At 42.7% G+C, this 25,278-nt stretch carries 29 protein-coding genes, 1 riboswitch and 2 other annotated features; of the genes, 19 read left to right on the top strand and 10 right to left on the bottom strand.

Going from position 1 to position 25,278, the window contains the following annotated elements:
- The first annotated feature begins 53 nt into the window (after positions 1-53).
- Positions 54-458 carry a PaaI family thioesterase gene (locus FQT24_RS05750; protein WP_000651223.1) on the top strand — a complete coding sequence of 135 codons (405 nt, stop codon included), beginning with the start codon at positions 54-56 and terminating at the stop codon, positions 456-458.
- 32 nt (positions 459-490) lie between these two features.
- Here FQT24_RS05750 and FQT24_RS05745 read toward each other — a convergent pair whose 3' ends face one another.
- A complete protein-coding gene (locus FQT24_RS05745) occupies positions 491-1,753 on the bottom strand; it encodes a nucleobase:cation symporter-2 family protein (protein WP_001194477.1) in 1,263 nt (420 codons plus the stop codon).
- Positions 1,753-2,334 (bottom strand): xanthine phosphoribosyltransferase, encoded by a 582-nt coding sequence (locus tag FQT24_RS05740; protein WP_143952453.1) that lies wholly within the window; start codon positions 2,332-2,334, stop codon positions 1,753-1,755. The genes FQT24_RS05745 and FQT24_RS05740 overlap by 1 nt, the downstream gene beginning before the upstream one ends.
- A gap of 129 nt (positions 2,335-2,463) precedes the next feature.
- Positions 2,464-2,559: riboswitch (purine riboswitch) on the bottom strand.
- Between the two features lie 200 nt (positions 2,560-2,759).
- Here FQT24_RS05740 and FQT24_RS05735 point away from each other — a divergent pair.
- Complete coding sequence (locus FQT24_RS05735) at positions 2,760-3,926, top strand: IS30 family transposase (RefSeq protein ID WP_143951979.1); 1,167 nt, start codon at positions 2,760-2,762, stop codon at positions 3,924-3,926.
- 310 nt (positions 3,927-4,236) lie between these two features.
- Here the strand turns inward: FQT24_RS05735 and FQT24_RS05730 are convergent, their stop codons facing one another.
- Positions 4,237-4,623: a bleomycin resistance protein gene (locus FQT24_RS05730; RefSeq protein ID WP_000386225.1), complete on the bottom strand. Its 387-nt coding sequence runs from the start codon at positions 4,621-4,623 to the stop codon at positions 4,237-4,239.
- An 11-nt stretch (positions 4,624-4,634) separates the two neighbouring features.
- Positions 4,635-5,462 carry an exodeoxyribonuclease III gene (locus FQT24_RS05725; RefSeq protein ID WP_004241106.1) on the bottom strand — a complete coding sequence of 276 codons (828 nt, stop codon included), beginning with the start codon at positions 5,460-5,462 and terminating at the stop codon, positions 4,635-4,637.
- 133 nt (positions 5,463-5,595) lie between these two features.
- Between FQT24_RS05725 and FQT24_RS05720 the strand changes: the two genes are divergently transcribed.
- The 14 genes from FQT24_RS05720 to trpA all read left to right on the top strand — a co-directional run bounded on the left by FQT24_RS05720 (position 5,596) and on the right by trpA (position 20,746).
- Positions 5,596-6,051, top strand: coding sequence for a DUF3290 family protein (locus FQT24_RS05720; protein ID WP_000675332.1), 456 nt, complete (start codon positions 5,596-5,598; stop codon positions 6,049-6,051).
- Positions 6,048-6,683, top strand: coding sequence for a DUF421 domain-containing protein (locus tag FQT24_RS05715; RefSeq protein WP_143952452.1), 636 nt, complete (start codon positions 6,048-6,050; stop codon positions 6,681-6,683). The genes FQT24_RS05720 and FQT24_RS05715 overlap by 4 nt, the downstream gene beginning before the upstream one ends.
- Positions 6,684-6,737: 54 nt before the next feature.
- Complete coding sequence (locus tag FQT24_RS05710; protein ID WP_143952451.1) at positions 6,738-8,483, top strand: ABC transporter ATP-binding protein; 1,746 nt, start codon at positions 6,738-6,740, stop codon at positions 8,481-8,483.
- Positions 8,473-10,215, top strand: coding sequence for an ABC transporter ATP-binding protein (locus FQT24_RS05705; protein ID WP_143952450.1), 1,743 nt, complete (start codon positions 8,473-8,475; stop codon positions 10,213-10,215). Before FQT24_RS05710 ends, FQT24_RS05705 begins: the two co-directional genes overlap by 11 nt.
- Positions 10,216-10,412: 197 nt before the next feature.
- Entirely contained in the window at positions 10,413-11,105 is a 693-nt protein-coding gene (locus tag FQT24_RS05700; protein ID WP_000922210.1) for a sugar transferase, read from the top strand.
- A 42-nt stretch (positions 11,106-11,147) separates the two neighbouring features.
- Entirely contained in the window at positions 11,148-12,377 is a 1,230-nt protein-coding gene (locus FQT24_RS05695) for a DegT/DnrJ/EryC1/StrS family aminotransferase (RefSeq protein WP_185952550.1), read from the top strand.
- Between the two features lie 40 nt (positions 12,378-12,417).
- Positions 12,418-12,643: a binding site (T-box leader), on the top strand.
- Positions 12,644-12,709: 66 nt separating this feature from the next.
- Positions 12,710-13,888, top strand: coding sequence for a tryptophan synthase subunit beta (trpB, locus tag FQT24_RS05690; protein ID WP_000208439.1), 1,179 nt, complete (start codon positions 12,710-12,712; stop codon positions 13,886-13,888).
- Positions 13,885-14,110, top strand: a binding site (T-box leader). (Overlaps the previous gene by 4 nt.)
- Positions 14,111-14,486: 376 nt before the next feature.
- Positions 14,487-15,848 carry an anthranilate synthase component I gene (gene trpE, locus FQT24_RS05685; RefSeq protein ID WP_143952448.1) on the top strand — a complete coding sequence of 454 codons (1,362 nt, stop codon included), beginning with the start codon at positions 14,487-14,489 and terminating at the stop codon, positions 15,846-15,848.
- The gene (locus FQT24_RS05680) at positions 15,845-16,411 is read left to right on the top strand and encodes an aminodeoxychorismate/anthranilate synthase component II (protein WP_007521088.1); all 567 of its coding nucleotides are present in this window, start codon (positions 15,845-15,847) and stop codon (positions 16,409-16,411) included. The genes trpE and FQT24_RS05680 overlap by 4 nt, the downstream gene beginning before the upstream one ends.
- 10 nt (positions 16,412-16,421) lie before the next feature.
- Entirely contained in the window at positions 16,422-17,426 is a 1,005-nt protein-coding gene (gene trpD / locus FQT24_RS05675; protein ID WP_007521091.1) for an anthranilate phosphoribosyltransferase, read from the top strand.
- A complete protein-coding gene (trpC, locus tag FQT24_RS05670) occupies positions 17,423-18,190 on the top strand; it encodes an indole-3-glycerol phosphate synthase TrpC (protein ID WP_143952447.1) in 768 nt (255 codons plus the stop codon). Before trpD ends, trpC begins: the two co-directional genes overlap by 4 nt.
- Positions 18,177-18,776, top strand: coding sequence for a phosphoribosylanthranilate isomerase (locus FQT24_RS05665; protein WP_185952549.1), 600 nt, complete (start codon positions 18,177-18,179; stop codon positions 18,774-18,776). Before trpC ends, FQT24_RS05665 begins: the two co-directional genes overlap by 14 nt.
- Complete coding sequence (gene trpB, locus FQT24_RS05660; protein WP_143952445.1) at positions 18,754-19,977, top strand: tryptophan synthase subunit beta; 1,224 nt, start codon at positions 18,754-18,756, stop codon at positions 19,975-19,977. The genes FQT24_RS05665 and trpB (FQT24_RS05660) overlap by 23 nt, the downstream gene beginning before the upstream one ends.
- Positions 19,970-20,746: a tryptophan synthase subunit alpha gene (gene trpA / locus FQT24_RS05655; RefSeq protein ID WP_143952444.1), complete on the top strand. Its 777-nt coding sequence runs from the start codon at positions 19,970-19,972 to the stop codon at positions 20,744-20,746. Before trpB (FQT24_RS05660) ends, trpA begins: the two co-directional genes overlap by 8 nt.
- Here trpA and FQT24_RS05650 read toward each other — a convergent pair.
- Positions 20,718-21,377 carry a prepilin peptidase gene (locus FQT24_RS05650; RefSeq protein WP_143952443.1) on the bottom strand — a complete coding sequence of 220 codons (660 nt, stop codon included), beginning with the start codon at positions 21,375-21,377 and terminating at the stop codon, positions 20,718-20,720. The genes trpA and FQT24_RS05650 overlap by 29 nt on opposite strands.
- 69 nt (positions 21,378-21,446) lie before the next feature.
- Between FQT24_RS05650 and FQT24_RS05645 the strand changes: the two genes are divergently transcribed.
- The 3 genes from FQT24_RS05645 (at position 21,447) to FQT24_RS05635 (ending at position 23,121) form a co-directional block, all read left to right on the top strand.
- Entirely contained in the window at positions 21,447-21,902 is a 456-nt protein-coding gene (locus FQT24_RS05645; RefSeq protein ID WP_143952442.1) for a GNAT family N-acetyltransferase, read from the top strand.
- A 103-nt stretch (positions 21,903-22,005) separates the two neighbouring features.
- Entirely contained in the window at positions 22,006-22,530 is a 525-nt protein-coding gene (locus FQT24_RS05640; protein ID WP_143952441.1) for a thiol-disulfide isomerase, read from the top strand.
- Positions 22,531-22,599: 69 nt separating this feature from the next.
- Positions 22,600-23,121, top strand: coding sequence for a hypothetical protein (locus FQT24_RS05635; protein ID WP_143952440.1), 522 nt, complete (start codon positions 22,600-22,602; stop codon positions 23,119-23,121).
- A gap of 219 nt (positions 23,122-23,340) precedes the next feature.
- On the opposite strand, the gene FQT24_RS05630 is transcribed toward FQT24_RS05635, so the two are convergent.
- The 5 genes from FQT24_RS05630 to FQT24_RS05610 form a co-directional block, all read right to left on the bottom strand.
- Positions 23,341-23,544, bottom strand: coding sequence for a CsbD family protein (locus tag FQT24_RS05630; protein WP_143952439.1), 204 nt, complete (start codon positions 23,542-23,544; stop codon positions 23,341-23,343).
- Between the two features lie 41 nt (positions 23,545-23,585).
- On the bottom strand, positions 23,586-24,170 hold the full coding sequence (locus tag FQT24_RS05625; RefSeq protein ID WP_143952438.1) for an Asp23/Gls24 family envelope stress response protein: 585 nt from the start codon (positions 24,168-24,170) through the stop codon (positions 23,586-23,588).
- A gap of 11 nt (positions 24,171-24,181) precedes the next feature.
- Complete coding sequence (locus tag FQT24_RS05620) at positions 24,182-24,352, bottom strand: DUF2273 domain-containing protein (protein WP_143952437.1); 171 nt, start codon at positions 24,350-24,352, stop codon at positions 24,182-24,184.
- Between the two features lie 10 nt (positions 24,353-24,362).
- Complete coding sequence (gene amaP / locus FQT24_RS05615) at positions 24,363-24,926, bottom strand: alkaline shock response membrane anchor protein AmaP (RefSeq protein WP_143952436.1); 564 nt, start codon at positions 24,924-24,926, stop codon at positions 24,363-24,365.
- A gap of 99 nt (positions 24,927-25,025) precedes the next feature.
- Positions 25,026-25,262, bottom strand: a complete 237-nt coding sequence (locus FQT24_RS05610; RefSeq protein WP_042768735.1) for a GlsB/YeaQ/YmgE family stress response membrane protein — start codon at positions 25,260-25,262, stop codon at positions 25,026-25,028.
- Positions 25,263-25,278: the final 16 nt, after the last annotated feature.

Raw genomic sequence — 25,278 nt, 5'->3', positions numbered from 1 at the left:
CAGTCCTATAAAAAGTAGTATCATAGTGTCGTTTGAAATATCAGGAGGAAACCATGAAAGATTTTCATTTTGATGCTATATCTGCCTTTGAAAATTACGAAATTGAACAAATGAGAGATGGTCACGTTGTGGTGACGACCAAAGTAGTGGACTCGTCGCTCAACTACTATGGCAATGCCCATGGTGGCTATCTCTTTACCCTTTGCGACCAGATCAGCGGTTTGGTGGTCATATCTTTGGGGCTTGATGGAGTGACACTCCAATCCTCTATCAACTACCTTAAAGCAGGAAAACTCGACGACGTGTTGACCATTAAAGGAGAATGCGTCCATCAAGGTCGCACAACCTGTGTGGTGGATGTCGATATTACCAATCAAGAAGGCAGAAATGTCTGCAAAGCAACCTTTACCATGTTTGTCACAGGCCAGCGGTCAGAAGATAGACAGGTGAGGATATAGATAAACAAAAAAGAGGTTCACACCTCTTTTTCTTATTTCTTTTTATGATTTAATACGGCATTGAGGACAATGGCGAGTAGGCTGGCTACGACGATTCCGTTTGAGAAGAACATTTGGAAGGCTGTCGGCATGCTGACAAAGAGATTACTGTTATTTAGACCGACACCTGCAGCGATTGAAACAGCTGCGATAAGGAAGTTGTGTTCATTGTTAGCAAAGTCAACACGAGCGAGGATTTGCATCCCTTGAATAGATACAAAACCAAACATCACCAGCATAGCACCACCGAGGACAGGGCTCGGAATGATTTGGGCAAGGGCGCCAAACTTAGGAAGGAGTCCAAGGAGAACGAGGAAACCAGCTGCGTAGTAGATTGGCAGGCGAGTCTTGATACCTGATAATTTAACCAAACCAACGTTTTGTGAAAATCCTGTGTAAGGGAAGGTGTTAAAGATTCCTCCGAGAAGTACGGCCAAACCTTCTGCGCGGTAACCGTTGCGCAGGCGCGTGCTGTCGATTGGGTCTTTTGTGATATCAGACAAGGCTAGGTAAACACCAGTCGATTCAACCATAGACACCGTTGCGATGATACACATCATGACAATAGATGAGATTTCAAAGGTTGGCATCCCAAAGTAGAGGGGAGTTGGGACATGGACAAGTGGTGCTGCCGCAACAGGAGAGAAGTCCACCAAACCCATGCTAGCAGCAATGGCAGTTCCAACAACCAAACCAATCAAAATAGAGATAGACTTGATAAATCCTTTGGTAAAGATGTTAATCAAGAGGATAATCAAAACAGTGATAGCTGCAAGCAAGAGACTTTGACCAGTTGGCTCTGGAACGTTATTTCCCATATTTCCAATAGCGACAGGGATCAAGGTTAAACCAATCGTGGTAATAACAGATCCTGTTACGATAGATGGGAAGAGATTGGCCACTTTTGAGAAGATGCCTGAAACAAGAACCACGTAAATCCCTGATGCGATAAGGGCACCAAACATAGCACCACTACCATGGCTTTGCCCAATCATAATCAAGGGAGCGACGGATTGGAAGGCAACTCCGAGAACGACTGGTAGACCAATTCCAAAGTATTTGTTGAGTTGGAGTTGGAGGAAGGTTGCCACCCCACACATGAAGATATCTGTGGAAATCAGGTAGGTCAACTGCTCAGCTGAATAGCCAAGGGCTGTCGCAATCATGATGGGAACCAGGATGGATCCTGAGTACATGGCTAGTAAGTGCTGCAAGCCAAGAACGGCTGCTTGCGAGTGTTTTTCTTGAGTTTGCATTAGAGATCTGCCTCCTTAAATACGACTTGACCATTTTCAAAACGATCCAAACGAGCGAGTGATAGGACAGGATAGCCTGCTTTTTCAAGCAAATCACGGCCATCTTGGAAGGATTTTTCAATCACAATACCGATAGCTTCGACTGTGGCACCAGCTTGTTCGATGATTTGAATCAAGCCTTTGGCAGCTTGGCCATTAGCAAGGAAATCGTCAATAATCAAGACCTTGTCCTCGGGTGAGAGGAATTTTCCAGCGATGGAAACGGTGCTAGTCACCTGCTTGGTAAAGGAGTAGACTTGGGCAGTTAAGATACCTTCGTTCATAGTGATGTTTTTAGCTTTTTTAGCGAAAATCATGGGAACGTTTAAGGCTTCAGCTGTATAAACGGCTGGGGCAATACCCGACGCTTCAATGGTCACGACTTTGGTAATACCAGTAGAAGCAAATTTTTCCGCAAAGAGCTTTCCAATCTCTCGCATCAATTGATAGTCAACTTGGTGGGTTAAAAAGGAATCCACCTTGAGGATGTTATCACCCAAGATATGCCCATCCTTGAGGATGCGCTCTTCTAATAATTTCATAAGACCTCCTAAAGTCTAAAAGCTAATCCATTTGCTTGTTTCAGATTTCTATCCAGTAAAACTGATAGAAAAAGGACCTACTTAATCTCTAAGCAAGTCCCCAAAATAGGCATGGCAAAAACGACCATACCTCACTTCTGACTTACTTATTGTTAGGTGTTCCGGCACCTTGTAGAAACGTCGTGCCAATTCACGACATAAACAAGTAAAATGATATTCAATTTTAAACAGGCTTGTGCCAATGTTTTTATTTTACACTAAATAACTTTAGAAATCAAAGATTTTGTTAGTGTTTAGATAAAAAAAACGAACGGCTAATTTCTCAAACTAACTTCCACTTGCCTGACCAAAGTGGAAATTAGTCTAAAACGGATTTTTATGGTGGAATTAAGTGTGAGACGTTTGAGTTAGAAATGAGGTCTACTATGACAAAACATAAACACCTTACCCTTTCAGACCGTAATGATATCCAATTAGGCTTAGAGCGCGGTGAAACCTTCAAAGCTATCGGACAATCCATTCTAAAAGACCCAACTACTGTTTCCAAAGAAGTCAAACGAAACAGACAAGTCCGAGAGTCTACATGCGATAACCTTCCTTGCCCTTTACTCGATAAGGCTCCCTTTGTCTGTAATGGATGCCCTAAAAGAAGACAAAATTGTGGATTTAAAAAAATCTTCTACCTTGCTAAACAAGCTCAAAAACAGTACGAACAAACTCTTGTCGAAGCTCGTGAAGGAACTCCCCTTAATTCCAAGGCCTTCTGGGACATGGACAAAGTCATTTCTGATGGTGTTAAAAAGGGACAACACATCTATCATATCCTCAAAACTCATAACCTTGATGTCAGTTCCTCAACCGTCTATCGACACATCCGAAAAGGATACCTATCTATCGCTCATATTGACCTAGCCAGAGCCGTTAAATTCAAAGAAAGACGGAAAAGGAAACTACCTTCCATCCCTAAAGAAGCTAAAAAAGGCCGTTCCTATGAGGATTTCCAAAACTATTTAGTCCTTAATCAACTAGACTCTTGGCTGGAAATGGACACAGTTCTGGGGAGGATGGGAGGTAAAGTCCTACTTACCTTCAACCTGTCTTTCTGTAACTTTATCTTCGCTAGGCTTCTGGATAATAAAACTGCCCTTGAGGTTACCAAACACCTCTATACCATCAAGAACACTCTTCATGAAGCTGATAAAGATTTCTTCCAACTCTTTCCTGTCATTCTTACCGATAATGGTGGAGAGTTTGCCAGGGTTGATGATATCGAAATGGATGTGCGAGGAGAGAGTAAACTCTTCTTTTGTGACCCTAATCGCTCTGACCAGAAAGGGAGAATTGAGAAAAACCACACACTGATTCGAGACATTCTACCTAAGGGAACTGCTTTTGACAACTTAACTCAAGAGGACATCAATCTCGTCTGCTCTCATGTCAACAGTGTCAAACGTGCTGCTTTGAATGGAAAGTCAGCCTATGAGCTCTTTGCCTTTACCTATGGAGAAGAGATTCCTAAGCTTCTAGGTATTTCTAAAATACCTGCAGAAGACGTCTGTCAGTCTTCGAAATTACTCCAACATAAGTTCTAAAAACTAACCTTTAACCGCATTCAAACGTCTCACACTAACTTCCACCATAGCGGAACTTAATCTGAAACGCTTTCAGATGAGGGGATTTTGTGCGCTCTTTTTTTCGATTCCTTTTGGTTACAAAAGCGATGAAATCAAGCATTAGTAAAACCAGTGGAACTTACCCTGACACGGATTTCCACTGGTTTTTAGGATTTTTATCAGACTAACTTCCACTTCTACTAGCGGTGGAACTTAGTTTGCGAATTTACCAAAAAAACGAACGAACAAAAACCTACAACACGATACAGTATTGTAGGTTTCTATTTTTCTACTCGCTAAATCTTAAAAAATAGCCATCTGGATCCAAGACTGCAAATTCATGGGGATAAATAAAACTATCTCCTACTCGAAATTCTCTTTTTGTCAGGGGACGATGGATAGGATAGTCAGCTTCCAGCAGTTTTTGGTGGAGCTGAGGAACATCTGCAATGCCAAAGGAAATATTGACACCGCGCCCGAAAGGATAGGTCAGCTGAGCTAATTCTTTTACGCTGCCTTCTTCTAGCATAAGTTGGCAGTCTTCAAGCGAGAGGAAGAGAAATTTCTCCTCTGGACGCTCGTATTCGACAGAGAATCCTAGCAGGTTGCAGTAGAAGTGGCGTGATTTTTCGATGTCAGATACTACAAATTCAGGAATGACAGCTTGATAGTCCATTCGTTTTCTCCTTAGAGTTCAATCTCCATGACAATAGGTGTATGGTCTTGGCGAGCTCCCGAGTCGATCATATCAGACTTAGTCACCTTGTTAGCGATGCGGTTACTTGTGAGCCAGTAGTCAATTCTCCAGCCAGTATTATTGATTTTAGAGGTCTTGCTGCGCTGTGCCCACCAAGTGTAGCGTTCTGGAACATCGCCGTGAATGTGGCGGAAGGTATCAGTAAATCCAGTTGCTAAAAGGTTGGTAAATCCAGCACGTTCCTCGTCGGTAAATCCAGGTGAACGGCGGTTGCTGGCAGGATTTGCAAGGTCAATTTCATTGTGGGCTACATTGTAGTCACCGGTCGCAAGGACTGGTTTTTCTTTGTCTAGTTCAGCCAAGTACTCCGCATATTTGACATCCCAGACTTGGCGTTCTTCCAAACGTTTGAGGCCGTCGCCAGCGTTTGGAGTGTAAACTTGGGTCACGAAAAATTCATCAAATTCTAGAGTGATGATGCGACCTTCTAAGTCCATGGTAGAAGGGGCACCGATTTCTGGAAAAGTGACAGTGGGTGTGAGTTCTTTCTTATAAAGGAACATGGTTCCAGCATAGCCTTTGCGGGCAGGTTCTTGAGAAGAACGCCACGTGTTTTCGTAGTTTGGAAAGAGTTCAGCTAAAATTTCCAAGTGTTTTTTAGTAGGACCCTTGGCAGAAAGCTTGGTTTCTTGGATAGCGATGATATCAGCATTTTCAGCGACCAAGGTTTGTAGTACTTCTTGGGACAATTTGGCACGAGTTGAGTCACTAGTTAGGGCAGCATTGAGGGAATCAATATTCCATGAGATGAGTTTCATAAAGTTACCTTTTTCATTCAGATTATAGATTTTATTATACCAAAAAAAGGTCCATTTCCCCAACGTATGGCTTGAAAAATCACTCTCTTTCGTTTATAATTAAGAATGATTTTATGAAAGGGAGTGAAAATAAATGAAATTTTACTCATATGACTATGTACTTAGCCAAATCAGTCAGCAAAATGGCATCATGATTGGCTTTGGAATTGTTCTCCTAGCTATCACAGGATTTTTTGCTTTTAAAGCCTATCGAGATAAAAAGGGGACTAAGTTTCGGGAATTGGTCATGATTTTGGCCTTGACCTTGGTGGCCATGCTTTTGGTGACAATCTCAAAATACCAGACCAATCAAGCCTCTAACAACCAATTTCAAACCTCCCTTCATTTCATAGAGGTTGTTTCCAAAGACTTGGGAGTGGATAAATCAGAAGTTTATGTCAATACTTCTGCAGCCACTGATGGAGCGCTTGTCAAGGTAGGTCCAAATTTCTACCGCGCCATGAACGGGAGCCAACCAGACAAGTATCTTTTAGAGAAATTAGAATTGAATCAAACAGACGCTATTGAATTGGTGGAGGTAAACAAATGACACTCAACTATATGGAAATTTTAATCAAACTGGCCTTGGGTCTATTCTCGCTGGTTTTCGTGATCAATGTGACAGGAAAAGGAAACCTAGCACCTAACTCTGCGACAGACCAAATTCAAAACTATGTTCTCGGTGGTATCATCGGTGGGGTGATTTACAATAGTTCAATCAGCATTCTGCAGTACGCAGTGATTTTGATGATGTGGACGATTTTGGTCTTGACCCTCAAGTGGCTCAATAACAATGTTCGCTTTGTCAAACGCTTGATTGATGGAAAACCAACTCTCCTTATCAAAAATGGGCAGATTGACCCAGAAGCCTGTCGTTCAGTTGGTTTGTCTGCAGCAGAAGTTGCTCTCAAACTTCGTAGCCAAGGAATTTTCCAGATGAAACAGGTCAAACGAGCTGTGCAGGAGCAAAATGGCCAACTCATCGTGGTCCAAATGGGAGATGAAAATCCTAAGTATCCAGTTGTGACTGACGGTGTGATTCAAGTTGATGTTTTGGAATCGATTGGTCGTAGCGAAGAGTGGTTGCTTGATAACCTCAGCAAGCAAGGGCATGACAATGTAGCCAATATCTTTATCGCTGAGTATGACAAGGGTGCCGTCACAGTCGTAACCTATGAATAAGAAAAACCTGGGGTCTTGGCCTCAGGTTTCTATTTGCAATCAGAAAGGGATTTTATGTCCATTATTCAAAAACTTTGGTGGTTTTTCAAGTTAGAAAAACGCCGTTATTTAGTCGGGATTGTGGCCCTGGTCTCGGTTTCCATCCTCAATCTAATTCCCCCCATGGTCATGGGGCGGGTTATTGATGCTATCACATCGGGGAAATTAACCCAGCAGGACCTCCTTTTTGACCTATTTTACTTGCTTCTTGCAGCCTTTGGTATGTACTATCTGCGCTATGTTTGGCGTATGTATATCCTCGGGACTTCCTACCGTTTGGGACAGATTATGCGCTCTCGCTTATTTGAGCATTTTACAAAAATGTCTCCAGCTTTTTATCAGACTTATCGGACAGGGGACCTGATGGCGCATGCCACCAACGATATCAATGCCTTGACTCGTCTGGCAGGAGGCGGTGTCATGTCTGCGGTGGATGCCTCTATCACGGCTTTAGTGACCTTGATGACCATGCTCTTTAGCATTTCATGGCAAATGACCTTGGTTGCCATTCTGCCCCTGCCTTTCATGGCTTATGCGACCAGTCGTCTAGGGAGAAAGACCCACAAGGCTTTTGGTGAATCGCAGACTGCCTTTTCTGAACTCAATAACAAGGTGCAGGAGTCTGTATCAGGTATCAAAGTGACCAAGTCTTTCGGTTACCAGGCGGACGAGCTCAAGTCCTTTCAGGCAGTCAATGAATTGACCTTCCAAAAGAACCTGCAAACCATGAAATACGATAGTCTCTTTGACCCCATGGTTCTCTTATTTGTTGGTTCCTCCTATGTTTTAACGCTCTTGGTCGGCTCCTTGATGGTTCAGAAAGGGCAAATCACGGTTGGGAATCTGGTCACCTTTATCAGCTACTTGGATATGCTGGTTTGGCCTCTTATGGCTATTGGTTTCCTCTTTAATATCACTCAGCGAGGGAAGGTTTCCTATCAGCGGATTGAGGAACTTTTGTCTCAGGAATCACCTGTACAAGACCCTGAGTTTCCTTTAGATGGAATTGAAAACGGGCGCTTGCAGTATGCCATTGATAGCTTTGCCTTTGAAAATGAGGAAACACTGACAAATGTTCACTTTAGTTTGGGAAAAGGGCAAACCCTGGGCTTGGTTGGTCAGACAGGCTCTGGAAAAACGTCCTTGATTAAGCTTCTCTTGCGTGAGTACGATGTGGATGAGGGAGCCATTTATCTAAACGGTCACGATATTCGCGATTATCGTCTGACAGATCTTCGTAGTCTTATGGGCTATGTTCCTCAGGATCAGTTCCTCTTTGCGACTTCGATTTTAGATAATATCCGCTTTGGCAATCCTAACTTGCCCCTTTCAGCGGTCGAGGAAGCGACTAAGCTAGCTCAAGTTTATCAAGACATTGTAGACATGCCTCAAGGATTTGATACACTGATTGGTGAAAAGGGAGTCAGTCTTTCTGGAGGTCAAAAGCAGCGTCTGGCCATGAGTCGAGCTATGATTTTAGACCCTGATATCTTGATTTTAGATGATTCTTTGTCCGCCGTGGATGCCAAGACAGAGTATGCGATTATCGACAACCTCAAGGAGACGCGAAAGGACAAGACAACCATTATTACGGCTCATCGCCTCAGTGCAGTTGTCCATGCAGATCTAATCTTGGTTCTGCAAAATGGTCAAATTATTGAACAGGGCACACACGAAGACTTGCTAGCTTTGGATGGCTGGTATGCCCAAACCTACCAGTCTCAGCAGCTGGAAATGAAAGGAGAAGAAGATGCAGAATAAGAAAGAACAATGGACTGTATTGAAGCGCTTGATGTCTTATCTCAAGCCTTATGGCCTCCTGACCTTTTTGGCACTCAGTTTGCTCCTAGCGACGACGGTCATTAAAAGTGTCATTCCCCTTGTGGCTTCCCACTTTATCGACCAGTATCTGAGTAATCTTAACCAACTAGCCATTACCGTTTTGCTGATCTACTATGGTCTCTACATCCTACAAACTGTAGTTCAGTATGTTGGCAATCTTCTCTTTGCGCGCGTGTCTTACAGTATTGTTAGGGATATTCGTCGCGATGCCTTTGCCAATATGGAAAAGCTGGGCATGTCTTATTTTGACAAGACGCCAGCAGGCTCCATCGTCTCTCGTTTGACCAATGATACTGAGACCATCAGCGATATGTTTTCAGGGATTTTATCTAGCTTTATCTCAGCAGTCTTCATCTTTCTGACAACTCTTTATACCATGTTGGTATTGGATTTTCGTTTGACTGCTTTAGTCTTGCTCTTTCTCCCCTTGATTTTCCTTTTGGTCAATCTCTATCGGAAAAAATCAGTGAAAATCATTGAGAAAACCAGAAGTCTCTTGTCAGATATCAATAGCAAGCTGGCTGAAAACATCGAGGGAATCAGAATAATCCAGGCCTTTAATCAAGAGAAGCGCCTACAGTCAGAGTTTGATGAAATCAACCAAGAACACTTGGTCTATGCCAACCGTTCTGTAGCCTTGGATGCCCTCTTTTTGCGTCCTGCCATGAGTTTGTTGAAACTCCTAGGCTATGCAGTTTTAATGGCCTATTTTGGCTATCGTGGACTTTATCTGGGAATAACGGCAGGAACCATGTATGCCTTTATCCAGTACATCAATCGTCTCTTTGATCCCCTGATTGAGGTGACTCAAAACTTTTCAACCCTGCAAACTTCTATGGTTTCCGCAGGTCGTGTCTTTGCCCTGATAGACGAGAGGACCTGTGAACCTCTTCAAGAAAATGGGCAGGCTAAAGTCAAAGAAGGTAATATCCGTTTTGAACATGTGTGTTTCTCGTATGACGGTAAACATCAGATTCTGGATGATATTTCCTTTTCAGTTAACAAGGGTGAAACCATTGCATTTGTAGGCCATACAGGTTCTGGGAAATCGTCTATTATCAATGTCCTTATGCGCTTTTATGAATTCCAGTCAGGGCGAGTTCTCTTGGATGATGTGGATATCAGGAACTACAGTCAGGAAGAGTTGAGAAAAAACATCGGTCTGGTCTTGCAGGATCCCTTCCTCTATCATGGAACAATCAAGTCCAATATCGCCATGTACCAAGAAATCAGTGATGAGCAGGTTCAGGCTGCGGCAACTTTCGTGGATGCAGATTCCTTTATTCAAGAACTTCCTCAGGGATATGATGCACCTGTGTCTGAGCGTGGTTCGAGCTTCTCTACTGGTCAGCGTCAGCTTCTTGCCTTTGCTAGAACAGTCGCCAGTCAGCCTAAAATCCTGATTTTGGATGAAGCGACAGCTAATATTGACTCTGAAACAGAAAGTTTGGTTCAAGCATCGCTGGCTAAGATGAGACAGGGTCGAACAACCATTGCCATCGCCCATCGTCTTTCTACCATCCAAGACGCCAACTGCATCTATGTCTTGGATAAGGGGCGCATTATCGAGAGCGGCTCCCATGAGGAACTCTTGGCATTGGGAGGAACCTATCACAAGATGTATAGCTTGCAGGCGGGTGCCATGGCCTAATACTCTTTGAAAATCTATTCAAGCCATGTCAGTTTTATCTGCAACCTCAAAGCTATATTTTGAGCAGCCTGCGTCTAGCTTTCTAGAGTATGAGAATGAAATCCTTCAAATTACAGATTTCTTTCACCGCCTTTTCCATTTTGTGGTATAATGAAAAATGTTGACAAATAGTATAATAAAAACAAAGGAGAAACAGCATGCTGAAATGGGAAGACTTGCCCGTGGAAATGAAATCAAGCGAGGTTGAGTCTTACTACCAGCTTGTCTCTAAAAGGAAGGGTTCGCTGATTTTCAAGCGTTGTTTGGACTGGGTTTTGGCCTTGGTTGTACTGGTTCTGACCTCTCCCATCTTTCTCATTTTGAGCATTTGGATCAAGTTGGATAGCAAGGGGCCAGTGATTTACAAGCAAGAGCGCGTGACCCAGTACAATCGACCTTTCAAGATTTGGAAGTTCCGTACCATGGTGACGGATGCGGATAAAAAAGGGAGTCTGGTGACTTCTGCTAACGATAGTCGCATTACCAAGGTTGGCAATTTTATCCGCCGTGTCCGTTTGGACGAACTGCCTCAGCTGGTGAATGTCCTTAAAGGCGAAATGTCCTTTGTCGGTACACGACCTGAAGTGCCACGCTACACAGAGCAGTATAGCCCTGAAATGATGGCGACCTTACTTTTACCAGCAGGGATTACCTCTCCAGCCAGCATCAACTACAAGGATGAGGACACTATTATCAGTCAAATGACCGAAAAAGGCCTGTCAGTTGACCAAGCCTATGTCGAACACGTCCTCCCTGAAAAGATGCGCTATAACCTCGCCTATCTCCGAGAGTTTAGTTTCCTTGGAGACATCAAAATCATGTTTCAAACCGTGTTTGAAGTGCTAAAATAAAGTAGTCATGAGAAAATGAGTACAGATAAAAGGAGCAAATCAATGCCAAATTACAATATTCCATTTTCACCACCCGATATTACGGAAGCTGAAATTGCTGAAGTAGCGGATACCCTGCGTTCTGGTTGGATTACAACAGGTCCTAAGACAAAAGAACTGGAGCGTCGCTTGTCTCAATACACACAGACGCCTAAGACTGTTTGCCTAAATTCTGCAACTGCCGCTCTCGAGTTGATTTTGCGCGTCTTGGAAGTGGGACCTGGTGATGAAGTCATCGTTCCAGCCATGACCTATACAGCTTCATGTAGTGTTATCACTCACGTAGGGGCGACCCCTGTCATGGTGGATATCCAAGCAGATACTTTTGAAATGGACTATGACTTGCTTGAGCAAGCTATCACTGAAAAGACTAAAGTGATTATCCCAGTAGAACTTGCAGGGATTGTTTGCGATTATGACCGTTTGTTCCAAGTTGTGGAAAAGAAACGTGACCTTTTTGCTGCTTCAAGCAAGTGGCAACAGGCCTTTAATCGTATCGTGATTGTTTCTGATAGTGCCCATGCTTTGGGATCAACTTATAAAGGGCAACCTGCTGGTTCTATCGCTGACTTTACTTCCTTCTCATTCCATGCCGTTAAGAATTTTACAACGGCAGAAGGAGGAAGTGCTACTTGGAAGGCCAATCCAGCGATTGACGACGAAGAGATGTACAAGGAATTCCAAATTCTTTCCCTTCATGGTCAAACTAAGGATGCCCTAGCCAAGATGCAACTGGGTTCATGGGAATACGATATCGTCACACCAGCCTACAAGTGCAATATGACAGATATCATGGCTTCCCTTGGTTTGGTACAATTGGACCGTTACCCTTGCTTGCTTGACCGTCGTAAGGACATCGTGGATCGCTATGATCGTGGTTTTGCAGGTTCTCGCATCCATCCATTGGCACACAAGACTGAAACTGTCGAATCTTCACGCCACCTTTACATCACCCATGTAGAAGGAGCGAGCTTAGAAGAACGCAATCTTATCATCCAAGAATTAGCTAAAGCAGGAATTGCAAGTAATGTACACTACAAACCACTTCCGCTCTTGACAGCCTATAAGAATCTTGGCTTTGATATGGCGAATTATCCTAAGGCTTATGCCTTCTTTGAAAATGAAATTACGCTCCCTCTTCACACTAAATTAAGCGATGAAGAAGTGGACTATATCATTGAGACTTTCAAAACAGTTTCTGAAAAAGTACTAGCTTCATCAAAAAAATTGTAAAAAAGTCTTGACAAAGAAAAAACAAAGTATTAAAATAAGTTCAACAAATCAGAAAAGTAACTATTTTTGATCTTCAGGGAGCCTGTGGTGATTGTGAACAGGTGGTTGGAAGTAGTGAAAGTGGGCTGATTTTAAAAATGAATTTGAAACAATGAAAATTCGGTGCGCACACCTTACAGTGCAACTTGTTGTTAGACAAGGTAGAGATGTAAAGGGGAATAGTCCCTTTATAATTGAGGTGGCACCGCGTTACCAACGCCCTCACGCAGAATAATTTTCTGTGTGTGGGCTTTTTCATATCTTGAAATCAATACAGAAAGAGGAAAAATTTTATGACAACTAAAGGTTATTTTGGACAATTTGGTGGTAGTTTTGTACCGGAGCCGATTCAGGCTTTGTTGGATGAGTTGGAAGTGACATTTGACAAGTACAAGGATGATCCAGAATTTTTGGCAGAATTTCGCCATTACTTGAAGGATTATTCCGGTCGCGAAACACCGCTCTATTTTGCGGAAAGTTTGACAGACCACCTAGGTGGAGCTAAGATTTATCTCAAGCGCGAAGACCTTAACCACCTTGGTTCTCACAAGCTCAACAACGTTTTAGGACAAATTCTTTTGGCTAAACGCATGGGCAAAAAACGAGTAATCGCAGAAACAGGAGCTGGTCAGCACGGTGTTGCGACAGCAGCGGCTGCAGCCAAGTTTGGGATGGCCTGTGATGTCTACATGGGAGCAGAGGATGTGGAACGTCAACGTCTCAATGTTTTCCGTATGGAGATGATGGGAGCAACTGTTCATGCAGTTGAAACAGGGACTCGTACCCTCAAAGATGCTGTTGATGCAGCCTTTGGAGCATGGATGAATGATTTGGAAGCCTTTTATGTTCTGGGATCTGCTGTGGGCCCTCACCCATATCCTACAATTGTTCATGAGTTCCAAAAGGTCATCAGTGAAGAATCTCGCCGTCAAATCTTAGAAAAAGAAGGTCGTTTACCAGACTACGTTATTGCTTGTGTAGGTGGTGGTTCCAATGCTATTGGTGCATTTTCTCAGTATGTGGCTGATGAAGAAGTCAAATTGGTTGGGGTTGAAGCTGCTGGTCACGGACTTGATACAGACAAGCACGCAGCTACTATGACAAAAGGTAGTATCGGAATTGTCGATGGCATGAAGACCTATGCAGTCTTTAAGGAGGACGGAGAGTTGGCTCCAGTTTACTCTATCTCAGCTGGATTGGACTATCCAGGGGTTGGCCCAGAACACGCCTACTTCAAAGATTCAGGTCGCGTGGAATATGTTGCAGCGACGGATGAAGAAGCTGTTCAGGCTCTCCTCCTCCTCAGCAAGACAGAAGGGATTATCCCAGCGATTGAAAGTTCGCACGCTATCGCAGAAGCAGTTAAACGTGCACCGAAACTAAGTAAAGACGATATTATCATCATCAATGTCTCTGGTCGTGGAGACAAGGACGTAGCTGCGATTGCAGACTACCTAGAAGCTAAAAAATAATAGATGGAAAAATTACAGTCCTTTCTCTCACAGAGAGCTTGTGGTTGCTGGAAACAAGCAGAGAAAGCTGTAAGGTTGGGTCCATCTGAAACGAGAGAAGAAAACATAATTCTCAAGGGAGTGCCCTTTATCGCACAGCCTGTTACAGGAGGTATCTGAGACAGGAATGAGAGATAGGAGAAATCCTATAATTGAGGTGGCACCGCGAATTTCGTCCTCACGCAAGTTGTTTTGCGTGGGGATTTTTATATATTTATCGTAGATATGGCTATCAGTTTTAAATTATGCTTCATCACTAGATAGATTTCTATAAAATATTTGCGAACGAAGTGAGCTTTTAAAAGATATTTCCCGCCATAGTGGTATCCTATAGAAGCAAAGATGCTTCTCTAGGACGGAATTTTTGAGAGTAAAATAGTTCGGGGAACTATTTTAGCCTGAGCCTAGAAATGAATGAGCGAGGAGCTCAAAAATTAGGTCTTTCATTTCTTGGATTTCTAAAATCATCCACTGGATAATTTTACCTCCCGTCCGCACTATTTAAGGGAAATAGAAAAAGATAAAAAATTAAAAATAAGGAACTGAAAGGGAAATTACAATGGAACGAATCATTCATGGAGATGTCTTATCACCAATCTTGGCTTATATGCGTCTAAAGGGGCAACACAAGGTTATTTTAGAGAGTATTCCGAGAGACAAGGAAACAGCTCGTTTTTCTATCTTATCCTATAATCCAGTTTTTGAGATTAAGTTTGAAAATGGAGTTCTTTATCAAAATGGTCAAGTGATTGATCGGGATCCCTTGGATTTCCTTTATGAAGTGACTCATAAGAGACAGCACCATTCAGCCCTACCTTTTGGTGGGGGAGCTATTGGTTTTGTTGGTTACGATATGATTTCTCTCTATGAAGAAATTGGTCAAATCCCTGAGGATACAATTGGGACGCCAGACATGCATTTCTTTGTCTATGAGAGTTACATGGTCTTTGACCACAAGAAGGAGAAAATCTATGTCATCGAGGATACTCTCTATAGTGAGCGTAGCCAAGAAGACTTGGAAGAAGCCTTGAACCAAGTGCTTGAGGAATTACGCATTCCTGCTCCAAATGAATTTGAAGACTTGGATCTATCTCCGTTAGACTTTAAACCGCATATCGCTCCTCAGAAGTTTGAGGAAATGGTGGAAACAGCTCGTGACTTGATTCGTAACGGGGATATGTTCCAATGCGTACTCAGCCAGCGCTTCTCAGCAGAAGTTACTGGAAATCCATTTGACTTCTACAGAAATCTTCGCGTGACCAATCCATCCAATTACCTTTATTTCTATGATTTTGGGGATTATCAAATCATCGGTGCCAGTCCAGAAAGTTTGGTTTCCGTCAAAAATGGCATCGTGACAACCAATCCGATTGCCGGTACGCGACCAAGAGGAGCTACGGATGAAGAGGACAAGGTTTTGGCGACAGATCTGCTTTCGGATGAGAAGGAAACAGCAGAGCATCGGATGTTAGTAGACTTGGGACGAAATGATATTGGCCGCATCTCTGAAACGGCCAGTGTCCAAGTCACTAAGTATATGGAAGTGGAGCTCTTCCGCTATGTCATGCATTTGACCAGTGTGGTCAAGGGGCGTTTGCTTCCAGAACTCACTGCTATGGATGCCTTGAAAGCTACACTTCCAGCTGGAACAGTGTCAGGAGCTCCAAAGATTCGGGCCATGAGACGCATCTATGAACTGGAGACGGAAAAACGAGGCGTATACGCAGGAGCAATCGGCTACTTGTCTGCGACGGGTGATATGGATTTCGCCATTGCCATCCGAACTATGATTCTCAAAAATCAAACAGCCTATGTGCAGGCTGGGGCAGGGATTGTCTATGATTCTATCGCCCAAAACGAATACCAAGAAACCATTAACAAGGCTAAATCTATGACTAGAATTGGAGAACTAAGACCATGATTTTATTGATTGATAACTATGATTCTTTTACTTATAACTTGGCTCAATACATTGGGAATTTTGCAGAGGTGCAGGTTTTGAGAAATGATGATCCCAAGCTGTATGAAGAAGCTGAAAAAGCAGATGGTCTGGTTTTTTCTCCCGGTCCTGGTTGGCCAATTGATGCCGGAAAGATGGAAGACATGATTCGTGACTTTTCAGGCAAGAAGCCAATTCTAGGGATTTGTTTGGGTCATCAAGCCATCGCAGAAGTCTTTGGTGGGAAGCTAGGCTTGGCTCCAAAAGTCATGCATGGGAAACAGAGCCATATCAGCTTTGAAGCGCCATCTGTTCTCTATCAAGGCATTGAGGATGGTCGTCCAGTCATGCGTTATCACAGTATTTTGATTGAAGAAATGCCAGAAGACTTTGAAGTGACAGCTCGTTCGACTGATGACCAAGCTATTATGGGAATTCAACACAAAAGCCTGCCGATTTATGGCTTCCAGTACCATCCAGAAAGTATCGGAACGCCAGATGGCTTGTCTTCTATTCGGAATTTTATCGAGAAGGTTGTAAAGTGAGGAAACTAGGATGAAAGAGATTATTGAAAAACTAGCAAAATTTGAACATTTATCAGGTGTGGAAATGACGGACGTCATTGAGCGTATCGTAACTGGGCGTGTAACCGAAGCGCAGATTGCTTCTCTCCTTTTAGCTCTTAAGATGAAGGGGGAAACACCGGAAGAGCGCACAGCCATTGCACAAGTCATGAGAGGGCATGCCCAACACATTCCAACTGAGATACATGATGCAATGGACAACTGTGGTACAGGTGGGGACAAGTCTTTCAGCTTTAACATTTCAACAACTGCGGCCTTTGTCTTGGCTGGTGGTGGCATTCACATGGCTAAGCACGGTAACCGTTCGATTTCTTCTAAATCGGGTTCGGCAGATGTCCTTCAAGCATTGGGCATCAATCTTGACCTCAAACCAGCTGAACTAGGTAAGGTTTTTGATAAAACTGGCATCGTCTTTCTCTTTGCTAAAAATATGCACCCAGCTATGAAATACATCATGCCAGCTCGTTTAGAACTAGGAATTCCAACGATCATGAACTTGACTGGTCCACTGATTCACCCAATGGCCTTGGAAACACAGTTGCTTGGTATTAGTCGTCCAGAACTTCTAGAAAGCACTGCTCAGGTTTTGAAAAATATGGGTCGTAAACGTGCCATCGTGGTTGCTGGACCAGAAGGGCTGGATGAAGCTGGCTTGAACGGAACAACCAAGATTGCTCTTCTTGAAAATGGCGAAATCACCTTGTCAAGCTTCACTCCAGAGGATTTGGGGATGGAACGCTACGCTATTGAAGATATCCGTGGAGGTAATGCTCAGGAAAATGCAGAGATTTTGCTTAGTGTTCTTCAAAACGAACCAAGTCCATTCTTGGAAACGACAGTTTTAAATGCTGGCCTTGGTTTCTATGCTAATGGTAAGGTAGCTAGTATCAAGGAAGGAGTTGCCTTGGCTCGTCAAGTGATTGCTAGTGGCAAGGCCCTTGAAAAACTCAGACTGTTACAGGAGTACCAAAAATGAGTCAGGAATTTTTAGCACGAATTTTGGAGCAGAAGGCGCGTGAAGTCGAGCAGATGGAGCTGGAGGAAGTCCAGCCCTTGCGCCAGCCATATCGCTTAGCAGAATTTTTGAAGAATCACCGGGACCGTTTGCAGGTAATCGCTGAGGTCAAGAAGGCTAGCCCTAGTCTGGGAGATATCAATCTCGATGTGGATATTGTGCGACAGGCCCAGACTTATGAAGCGAACGGCGCAGTGATGATTTCGGTTTTGACAGATGAAGTTTTCTTTAAAGGGCATTTGGATTATCTGCGGGAGATTTCTAGTCAGGTAGAGATTCCGACGCTCAACAAGGACTTTATCATCGATAAAAAGCAAATTATCCGTGCTCGCAATGCCGGCGCGACAGTTATCTTGCTCATCGTGGCAGCCCTGTCAGAAGAACGCCTCAAGGAACTGTATGGCTATGCGACAGAGCTTGGTCTGGAAGTCTTGGTGGAAACTCATAATCTAGCTGAACTAGAGGTAGCCCACAGACTTGGTGCTGAGATTATTGGGGTTAATAATCGCAACTTGACCACCTTTGAAGTCGACTTGCAGACCAGTGTAGACTTGGCCCAGCACTTTAAGGAAGATCGTTATTATATTTCTGAATCTGCTATTTTCACAGGGCAGGATGCGGAACGAGTAGCACCATATTTTAACGGAATTTTGGTGGGAACAGCTCTCATGAAGGCAGAAGATGTGGCCCAGAGAATCAAGGAGTTGCAGATTGACAAAGGTTAAAATTTGTGGATTGTCGACCAAAGAAGCGGTAGAGACAGCCGTATCAGCAGGGGCAGACTATATCGGTTTTGTCTTTGCACCTAGTAAAAGGCAGGTGACCTTGGAAGAGGCTGCTGAGCTGGCAAAGCTCATTCCTGCAGGTGTAAAAAAGGTTGGCGTATTTGTTTCACCAAGTCGGGCAGAACTGCTAGAAGCGATTGAAAAAGTTGGCTTGGACTTGGTACAAGTTCATGGTCAGGTAGCAGATGGTTTGTTTGAGGATTTGCCTTGTGCCAGCATTCAGGCCGTGCAGGTAGATGGAAATGGTCATGTTCCTCATTCTCGGGCAGACTATCTACTCTTTGATGCTCCTGTGGCTGGGAGCGGCCAGACCTTTGATTGGGGCCAGCTAGATACGGCAGAACTAGCTCAGCCTTTCTTTATCGCTGGTGGGCTTAAGGAAGACAATGTAGCAAAAGCAATTCAACACTTCACTCCCTATGCAGTCGATGTATCGAGCGGAGTGGAGACAGATGGACAGAAAGATCATGAAAAGATTAGAAGATTTATAGAGAGGGTAAAGCATGGCATATCAAGAACCAAATAAAGAAGGATTTTACGGAAAATTCGGCGGACGTTTTGTCCCAGAAACATTAATGACAGCAGTTTTGGAGTTGGAGAAGGCCTACCGTGAAAGTCAGGCGGACCCAAGTTTCCAAGAGGAATTAAACCAGCTCTTACGCCAGTATGTAGGACGTGAAACGCCTCTTTACTACGCAAAAAACCTGACCCAGCATATCGGCGGAGCCAAGATTTATCTTAAACGGGAAGATCTCAACCATACAGGGGCCCACAAGATTAACAATGCCTTGGGACAGGTTCTTCTGGCTAAACGCATGGGCAAAAAGAAAATTATCGCTGAAACAGGTGCTGGTCAGCACGGTGTGGCAACTGCAACAGCTGCAGCCCTTTTTAACATGGAATGTACTATCTACATGGGTGAGGAAGATGTCAAACGCCAAGCCCTTAATGTTTTCCGTATGGAGCTTTTGGGAGCCAAGGTCGAGGCAGTAACAGATGGTTCACGCGTGCTCAAGGATGCGGTCAATGCAGCCCTTCGTTCATGGGTGGCAAATATCGATGATACCCACTATATCCTTGGTTCTGCCTTAGGACCTCATCCTTTCCCAGAAATCGTTCGTGACTTCCAAAGTGTCATTGGTCGAGAAGCCAAACAACAGTACCGTGACTTGACAGGTCAAGATTTGCCAGATGCCCTAGTAGCCTGTGTTGGTGGTGGTTCTAATGCTATCGGGCTCTTTCATCCATTTGTAGAAGATGAGTCAGTTGCTATGTATGGAGCTGAAGCAGCAGGACTTGGTGTGGATACAGAGCACCATGCAGCTACCCTGACCAAGGGTCGTCCAGGAGTCCTTCACGGTTCTCTCATGGATGTGCTCCAAGATGCCCATGGACAAATCTTAGAAGCCTTCTCTATCTCAGCAGGTTTGGACTATCCTGGTATCGGTCCAGAACATTCTCACTACCACGATATCAAGCGTGCCAGCTATGTTCCTGTCACTGATGAAGAAGCCTTGGAAGGATTCCAACTCTTGTCTCGTGTGGAAGGGATTATCCCAGCTTTGGAATCTAGCCATGCTATCGCCTTTGCGGTGAAATTGGCCAAAGAACTTGGGCCAGACAAGTCCATGATTGTCTGCCTATCAGGTCGTGGGGACAAGGATGTGGTTCAAGTCAAAGACCGCTTGGAAGCAGACGCAGCAAAGAAGGGAGAAGCTCATGCCTAAGACTTTAACAGAAAAATTGAATGCTATTAAAGCAGCAGGAAAAGGAATTTTCGTTCCCTATATCATGGCTGGAGACCACGAGAAAGGTTTGGATGGTCTCGCTGAAACAATCCACTTTTTAGAAGATTTGGGTGTTTCAGCTATTGAAGTGGGCATTCCCTTTTCAGACCCTGTCGCAGATGGACCTGTTATCGAAGAAGCAGGCTTGCGAAGTCTAGCTCATGGTACTTCGACACAAGCTTTGGTTGAAACCTTGAAAACCGTTCAAACAGAGGTTCCCTTGGTCATTATGACCTACTTCAACCCCCTCTTTCAGTACGGTGTGGAGAACTTTGTCAATGATTTGGCAGATACAGCTGTTAAGGGCTTGATTATCCCAGACCTGCCTCATGAGCATGCCAACTTTGTAGAGCCCTTTTTGGTAGACACAGATATCGCCTTGATTCCCCTAGTTAGTTTGACCACAGGACTTGAGCGTCAGAAAGAGTTGATTGAAGGGGCAGAAGGCTTTGTCTATGCCGTTGCCATCAATGGGGTGACAGGGAAATCAGGAAATTACCGCTCAGACTTGGACAAGCACTTGGCGCAATTGCATCAAGTAGCTGACATCCCAGTATTGACAGGCTTCGGTGTGTCTAGCCAGGCTGATGTAGAACGATTCAATGCGGTGTCAGATGGCGTTATCGTCGGTTCGAAAATTGTAAAAGCTCTCCACCAAGGAGAGCCGATTGAGGACTTTATCAAACAAGCAGTAGCTTACCAAAAATAATCACACAAGTAGCAAGTAAGAGGAAAGGCACAAAAGGAAGTCTTTCCTTTTTCTTTTGCGAAAGAAAGGCTAAAATCCCTGCCGCAGAAGCGAACTGAATCAAGATCAGTAATTCTGTCACGCTAAAGACGAGCGCACAAGAAGCCAGAAATAGAAAATCCCCTGCGCCCATGCGAATATCGATAAAATGGGCCATGATTCCGAGGACAAGGAAGAAGACCATAACCAGATTCCAGCCACAGAAAGCCATGAGGATTAGGTGGAAAGTTAGCCAAACCATTAAGGGATATTCCTGATGGCGAAAGTCGTAGATGCCCAAGGTTGAGCCAGCAGTGATTAGGATGACTTGACCCAAGGAAATCCAGCCCCATGACCAAGCTAGAAAGAGGAGTCCTAAGCCCAATTCAAAAAGGGCATACCAGAAAGGATAGTGTGCCTTGCAGTAGCGGCAGCGAAAGCGATTGAAGAGCTGAGAGAGGATCGGAATCAAATCTAGCGGTCGCAAGCGAGTCTGACAGAAATCGCAGTGACTAGCTGGTCGGATAATGGATTGCTCAGGAAAACGGTCAATGACCAAACCCAAGAAAGAAGCGAGAATGCTCCCAACAAGAAAAAAATAAAGATCAATCATACTTATCTATTCGTAAAAAATAGGAGAAGTAGTATAATAAAGAAACATTGATAAGATGGTGAGGTCAAGATGATGATTCGTTTTGAAGAAAATGTGAGCACAGAAAATGCTCAGCTCGTATGCCAATGGTCTAACTCTCTTGGCAAATCCTTTCAAGAACAATGGATGGGAACAATGATTCCTTTTCCCTTAACAATTCAAATCTTGCAAGATTTGGAAGGAATCTTTTCAATATTTGATGAACAAGAATTTGTGGGGCTTATCCAGAAAATCAGGCTAGAAGACAGGAATCTTCATATCGGGAGATTTTTTATCAACCCTCAGAAGCAGGGGCAAGGCTTAGGTAGCCAGGCTTTAAGAAAATTTGTTAGTTTGGCCTTTAAAAATGAAGACATAGACACTATTTCTCTAAATGTCTACGAGGCAAATCAAACAGCTTACAAGCTTTACCAAAAAGAAGGATTTGAAATCGTTCAAATGGTTGAAGTACCTATACGAAAATACATCATGAAAAAGGGCAGATAGCAGTCACATGGGGCTAGAGTTCCAAGGATATCCGAGGATAAGGCAGTTACCTTTCAAAGTTGGAAACAAGATTTTTATGATTTCTTAGATAGAGGAGATAAACATGTCGAGATTTAAAAAAATACTCATCGTGATTGCTTCTGTAATTGCCTTAGCTACTGGTTTGAATCTTTATTTTCAGTATCAAAACCACCAAGAACATATGCAATTAAAGGCTTTCTTTGAAGAGAGGGACAATATAGTCGTCTTACAACGTTTGATGGCATCAGAAAAATATGCGTCTGACATGCGAAAAGCTGGCTATATTATTCCTCCCGATGGGGCTATCCGCTTGGATGGAGGGATTGATTCCATAGGGATAAAAGGAGACATCGATTTGAAAATATCGCATCCTGGCAGGGATGAAGTCTCGGTTTTATTTGAAACAATGGTAAATGAGGAACAAATAAATGCCTACTATATTTTAGACAATCAATTAACCCTAAAACGTAGATACTATTCTCATATTAGGAATCAAAATAAAGAAAGTGTGAACATCTCTCAAGCCGAAGAAGAGCGCCTATTAAACATTGTTCAAAAAGAGCTTGAGGCTTTCATGGAAAAGATGTATCAGACTTTGTATGGTTGATGTTACCAGTGAGAAATGGAAGCGAGACTCTGTTCAGGATGTCAACGATGATAAGAAAAGGGGAAAAGAATGTTTACAGAATTGCTCTTTATTGTCTCTTTTGTATTACTTTTACGTTTTTTTAAAAGCAGGCGCTCACGAATGATGATAGGAGTGTTCTATGGTTTGCTACTAGTTTGGTTTGTCCTTTCCGTTTTGAACTATGGAAAATACACTCTTCAACCAGGTCAATCCGTCAGCCTAAGAGTAAATCCCAGAACACAAGATTTGGAATACTATTCAATCTTCATCTTGAAGAAGAAAGATTCTAGCAGAATTAAATTATCTGGATCAGATGTTTGGAGTGAGCGAAATGGTGCTATTTACTATGGAGTAGAGGAACAAAAAATTATAAAAAGCCACGGTTTGGACGAGGAGGACGAAGAACTTCCAAACAACCAACCAGATATTTATTTAGAAAAAGATGGAGTTGTTGTAAGTTATCAAGGTGAAAAAGTCTTTGATGCAACCAATAACAAGCCCTACACGATTACCATTACTAATGTGGACAAGAAACCAGCCCAATTTGAGGCTCAGGTGGTAGATAAGTAAGCAAGTCTAGTAGGTTGAAACCTTTTGAATTTTGTTTCTTTAAAAAGAGCTATATTCTTTTAAATAAGCAAAAAAGCCTTGATTCCAAGGCTTTTTCTAGTTGACAATTCCTTTTTAAAGAAGATACGGAATCGTTTTTAGGGTCCTATATACAAAAAAGAGAACAGTAAATGTTCTCTTTCCGACTACTATTGTTATAAGATAAATTTACTTTTAGTCTTATTTTTCGTCTTTGTGAAGCATGTTTTTAACACCTTCAATAGCGCCTTCGACAGCGCCTTTAGCATCTTCAGCAACTTCTTTTACTTTAGATACTACTTTTTCAGTTGCGCCTTCTTTTTCCATTTTTTCATCGCCGATCATTTTGCCGACACCTTCTTTAATGGAACCTTTTGCTTGATTAAATTTTTCTTCTGTTGACATGATTCTGCCTCCTTTAAATTGATTGATTTAGACCAGATGAATTAGTGTACGCGAGCTTTTTCATTTGTTTCGCCCTTAACGGCTTCAACACCTTCGCCTGCTTTTTCTTGAACAGCAGCAACACCTGAACCGATACCAGATTTCACTTTTTCAAATTGTTCTGAAGCAAATTCTCCTGTTGAAGAAGCCACGTCAGTTACTCGGTCTTGAAGGCTAACTGAATCTGCTTCATGCTGTTCCTTCGTTTTGATATCAACAACATTCACATTGACTTCAACAACTTCTAGATCAGTCATTTTTGTAACTTGTGATACGACAACATCTTTGATTTCTTTGTACAAAGCTGGAACATTCTTTTGGTATTCAACAACAATGTTCAAGTCAACTGCAACTTGTTCTTTCCCAACTTCAACATTGACACCATGAGTGATATTATCCGTATTGATAATTTTTTCTGTTAGATTAGAGAAGAATCCTCCATCAACATCCAAAAGTCCAGGCACTTTTTCAAGTGAAAGACCAATGATTTTTTGGATTACTTTATCTTCATAAGTGAGTTCCCCTTTAACATCTTGAGAAACAAGAGCGACATCTTTTTTTTCTACGTTTTTATCTACGTTTGACATACGAGACTCCTTTATTTATTTAAATATTTTTCCTTAACATAATATCCAGCAAATGCTCCTAAGCCTCCACAGATTAACACAAAGAGTGTTTTGAAAAAGCCAAAGGATAAGATAAAGCAAGCGAGAATGACACCTGCTGAACCTGCAATAATTGGATACTGGTATTTTTTAAACCATTCCATTTTTACTTCCTTACTTTACACGACTAACAGTCTTTTTGGTCGCTTTTTGAGGTTCAACTTCTTTTACTTTAACTTCAAGTTTTACCTCACGTTCAATACCAAAGAACTGCTTTAATCCATGAGTTATTTCATTCTGAATGACTAGACATCGATTTGAGATGTTTTCTGAAGGAAGAATTTTCCCTTCAACAGTAACGAAACATTTATTTTTGCGGCTATTTACATGGACCGTTGGTTCTTTAATCAACTGATGATCAATAACCAAACACCGAACAAAGCCTTCGATAGCTGAATTTTTTAGTTTTAATGTATCTTCTTGAGTTTCTAATTGAATCACTAAATATTGCTTAGGATAAAAGAGTATCCCTAGCATTGAAATTAAAACTAAAACAGATAGGACAAGTGTCCCCCAAAAGACATATCTAGCAATCAGGAATTCAGCGTTGAGTTCTCTCCAACTGAATAAGTGGATATCTAAATCACTGACCTGATGATAATCTATGAGAATAGGAAGGAAAATAGTCAAGATTAAGATACAGAAAATAAGTAACAGTATTTTCTTTGCTTTTGACATATTAAATCCTTTCAATTAAAAAGCTTTAAACCATAATTTTACCTGTCTACAGTATTCAAAATTATGGCTTATCACTTTTAATTTCTTACTAGGTAATGCTTATTTTTTACCAAATAAGAATGAAACGACTGCAACAACAATCACAGCACCTACGATTGATGGAATAATTGCCATTCCAGCTAATGAAGGTCCCCAGCTTCCGAGAAGAGATTGTCCTACAGATGAACCGATAAGACCTGCAAAGATATTTGCAATTATTCCCATTGAACCACCTTTTTTAGTGATTGCACCAGCGGCGAGACCGATAAGACCTCCTACAATAATGGACCACAACATAGTGTATCCTCCTTTT

The sequence above is a fragment of the Streptococcus mitis genome (assembly GCF_901542415.1).
In the GTDB taxonomy this organism is placed as follows: Bacteria; Bacillota; Bacilli; order Lactobacillales; family Streptococcaceae; genus Streptococcus; species Streptococcus mitis_BL.
The sequence above is the reverse complement of the archived record's forward strand: the minus strand, read 5'-3'. Positions and strand labels throughout refer to the sequence as shown.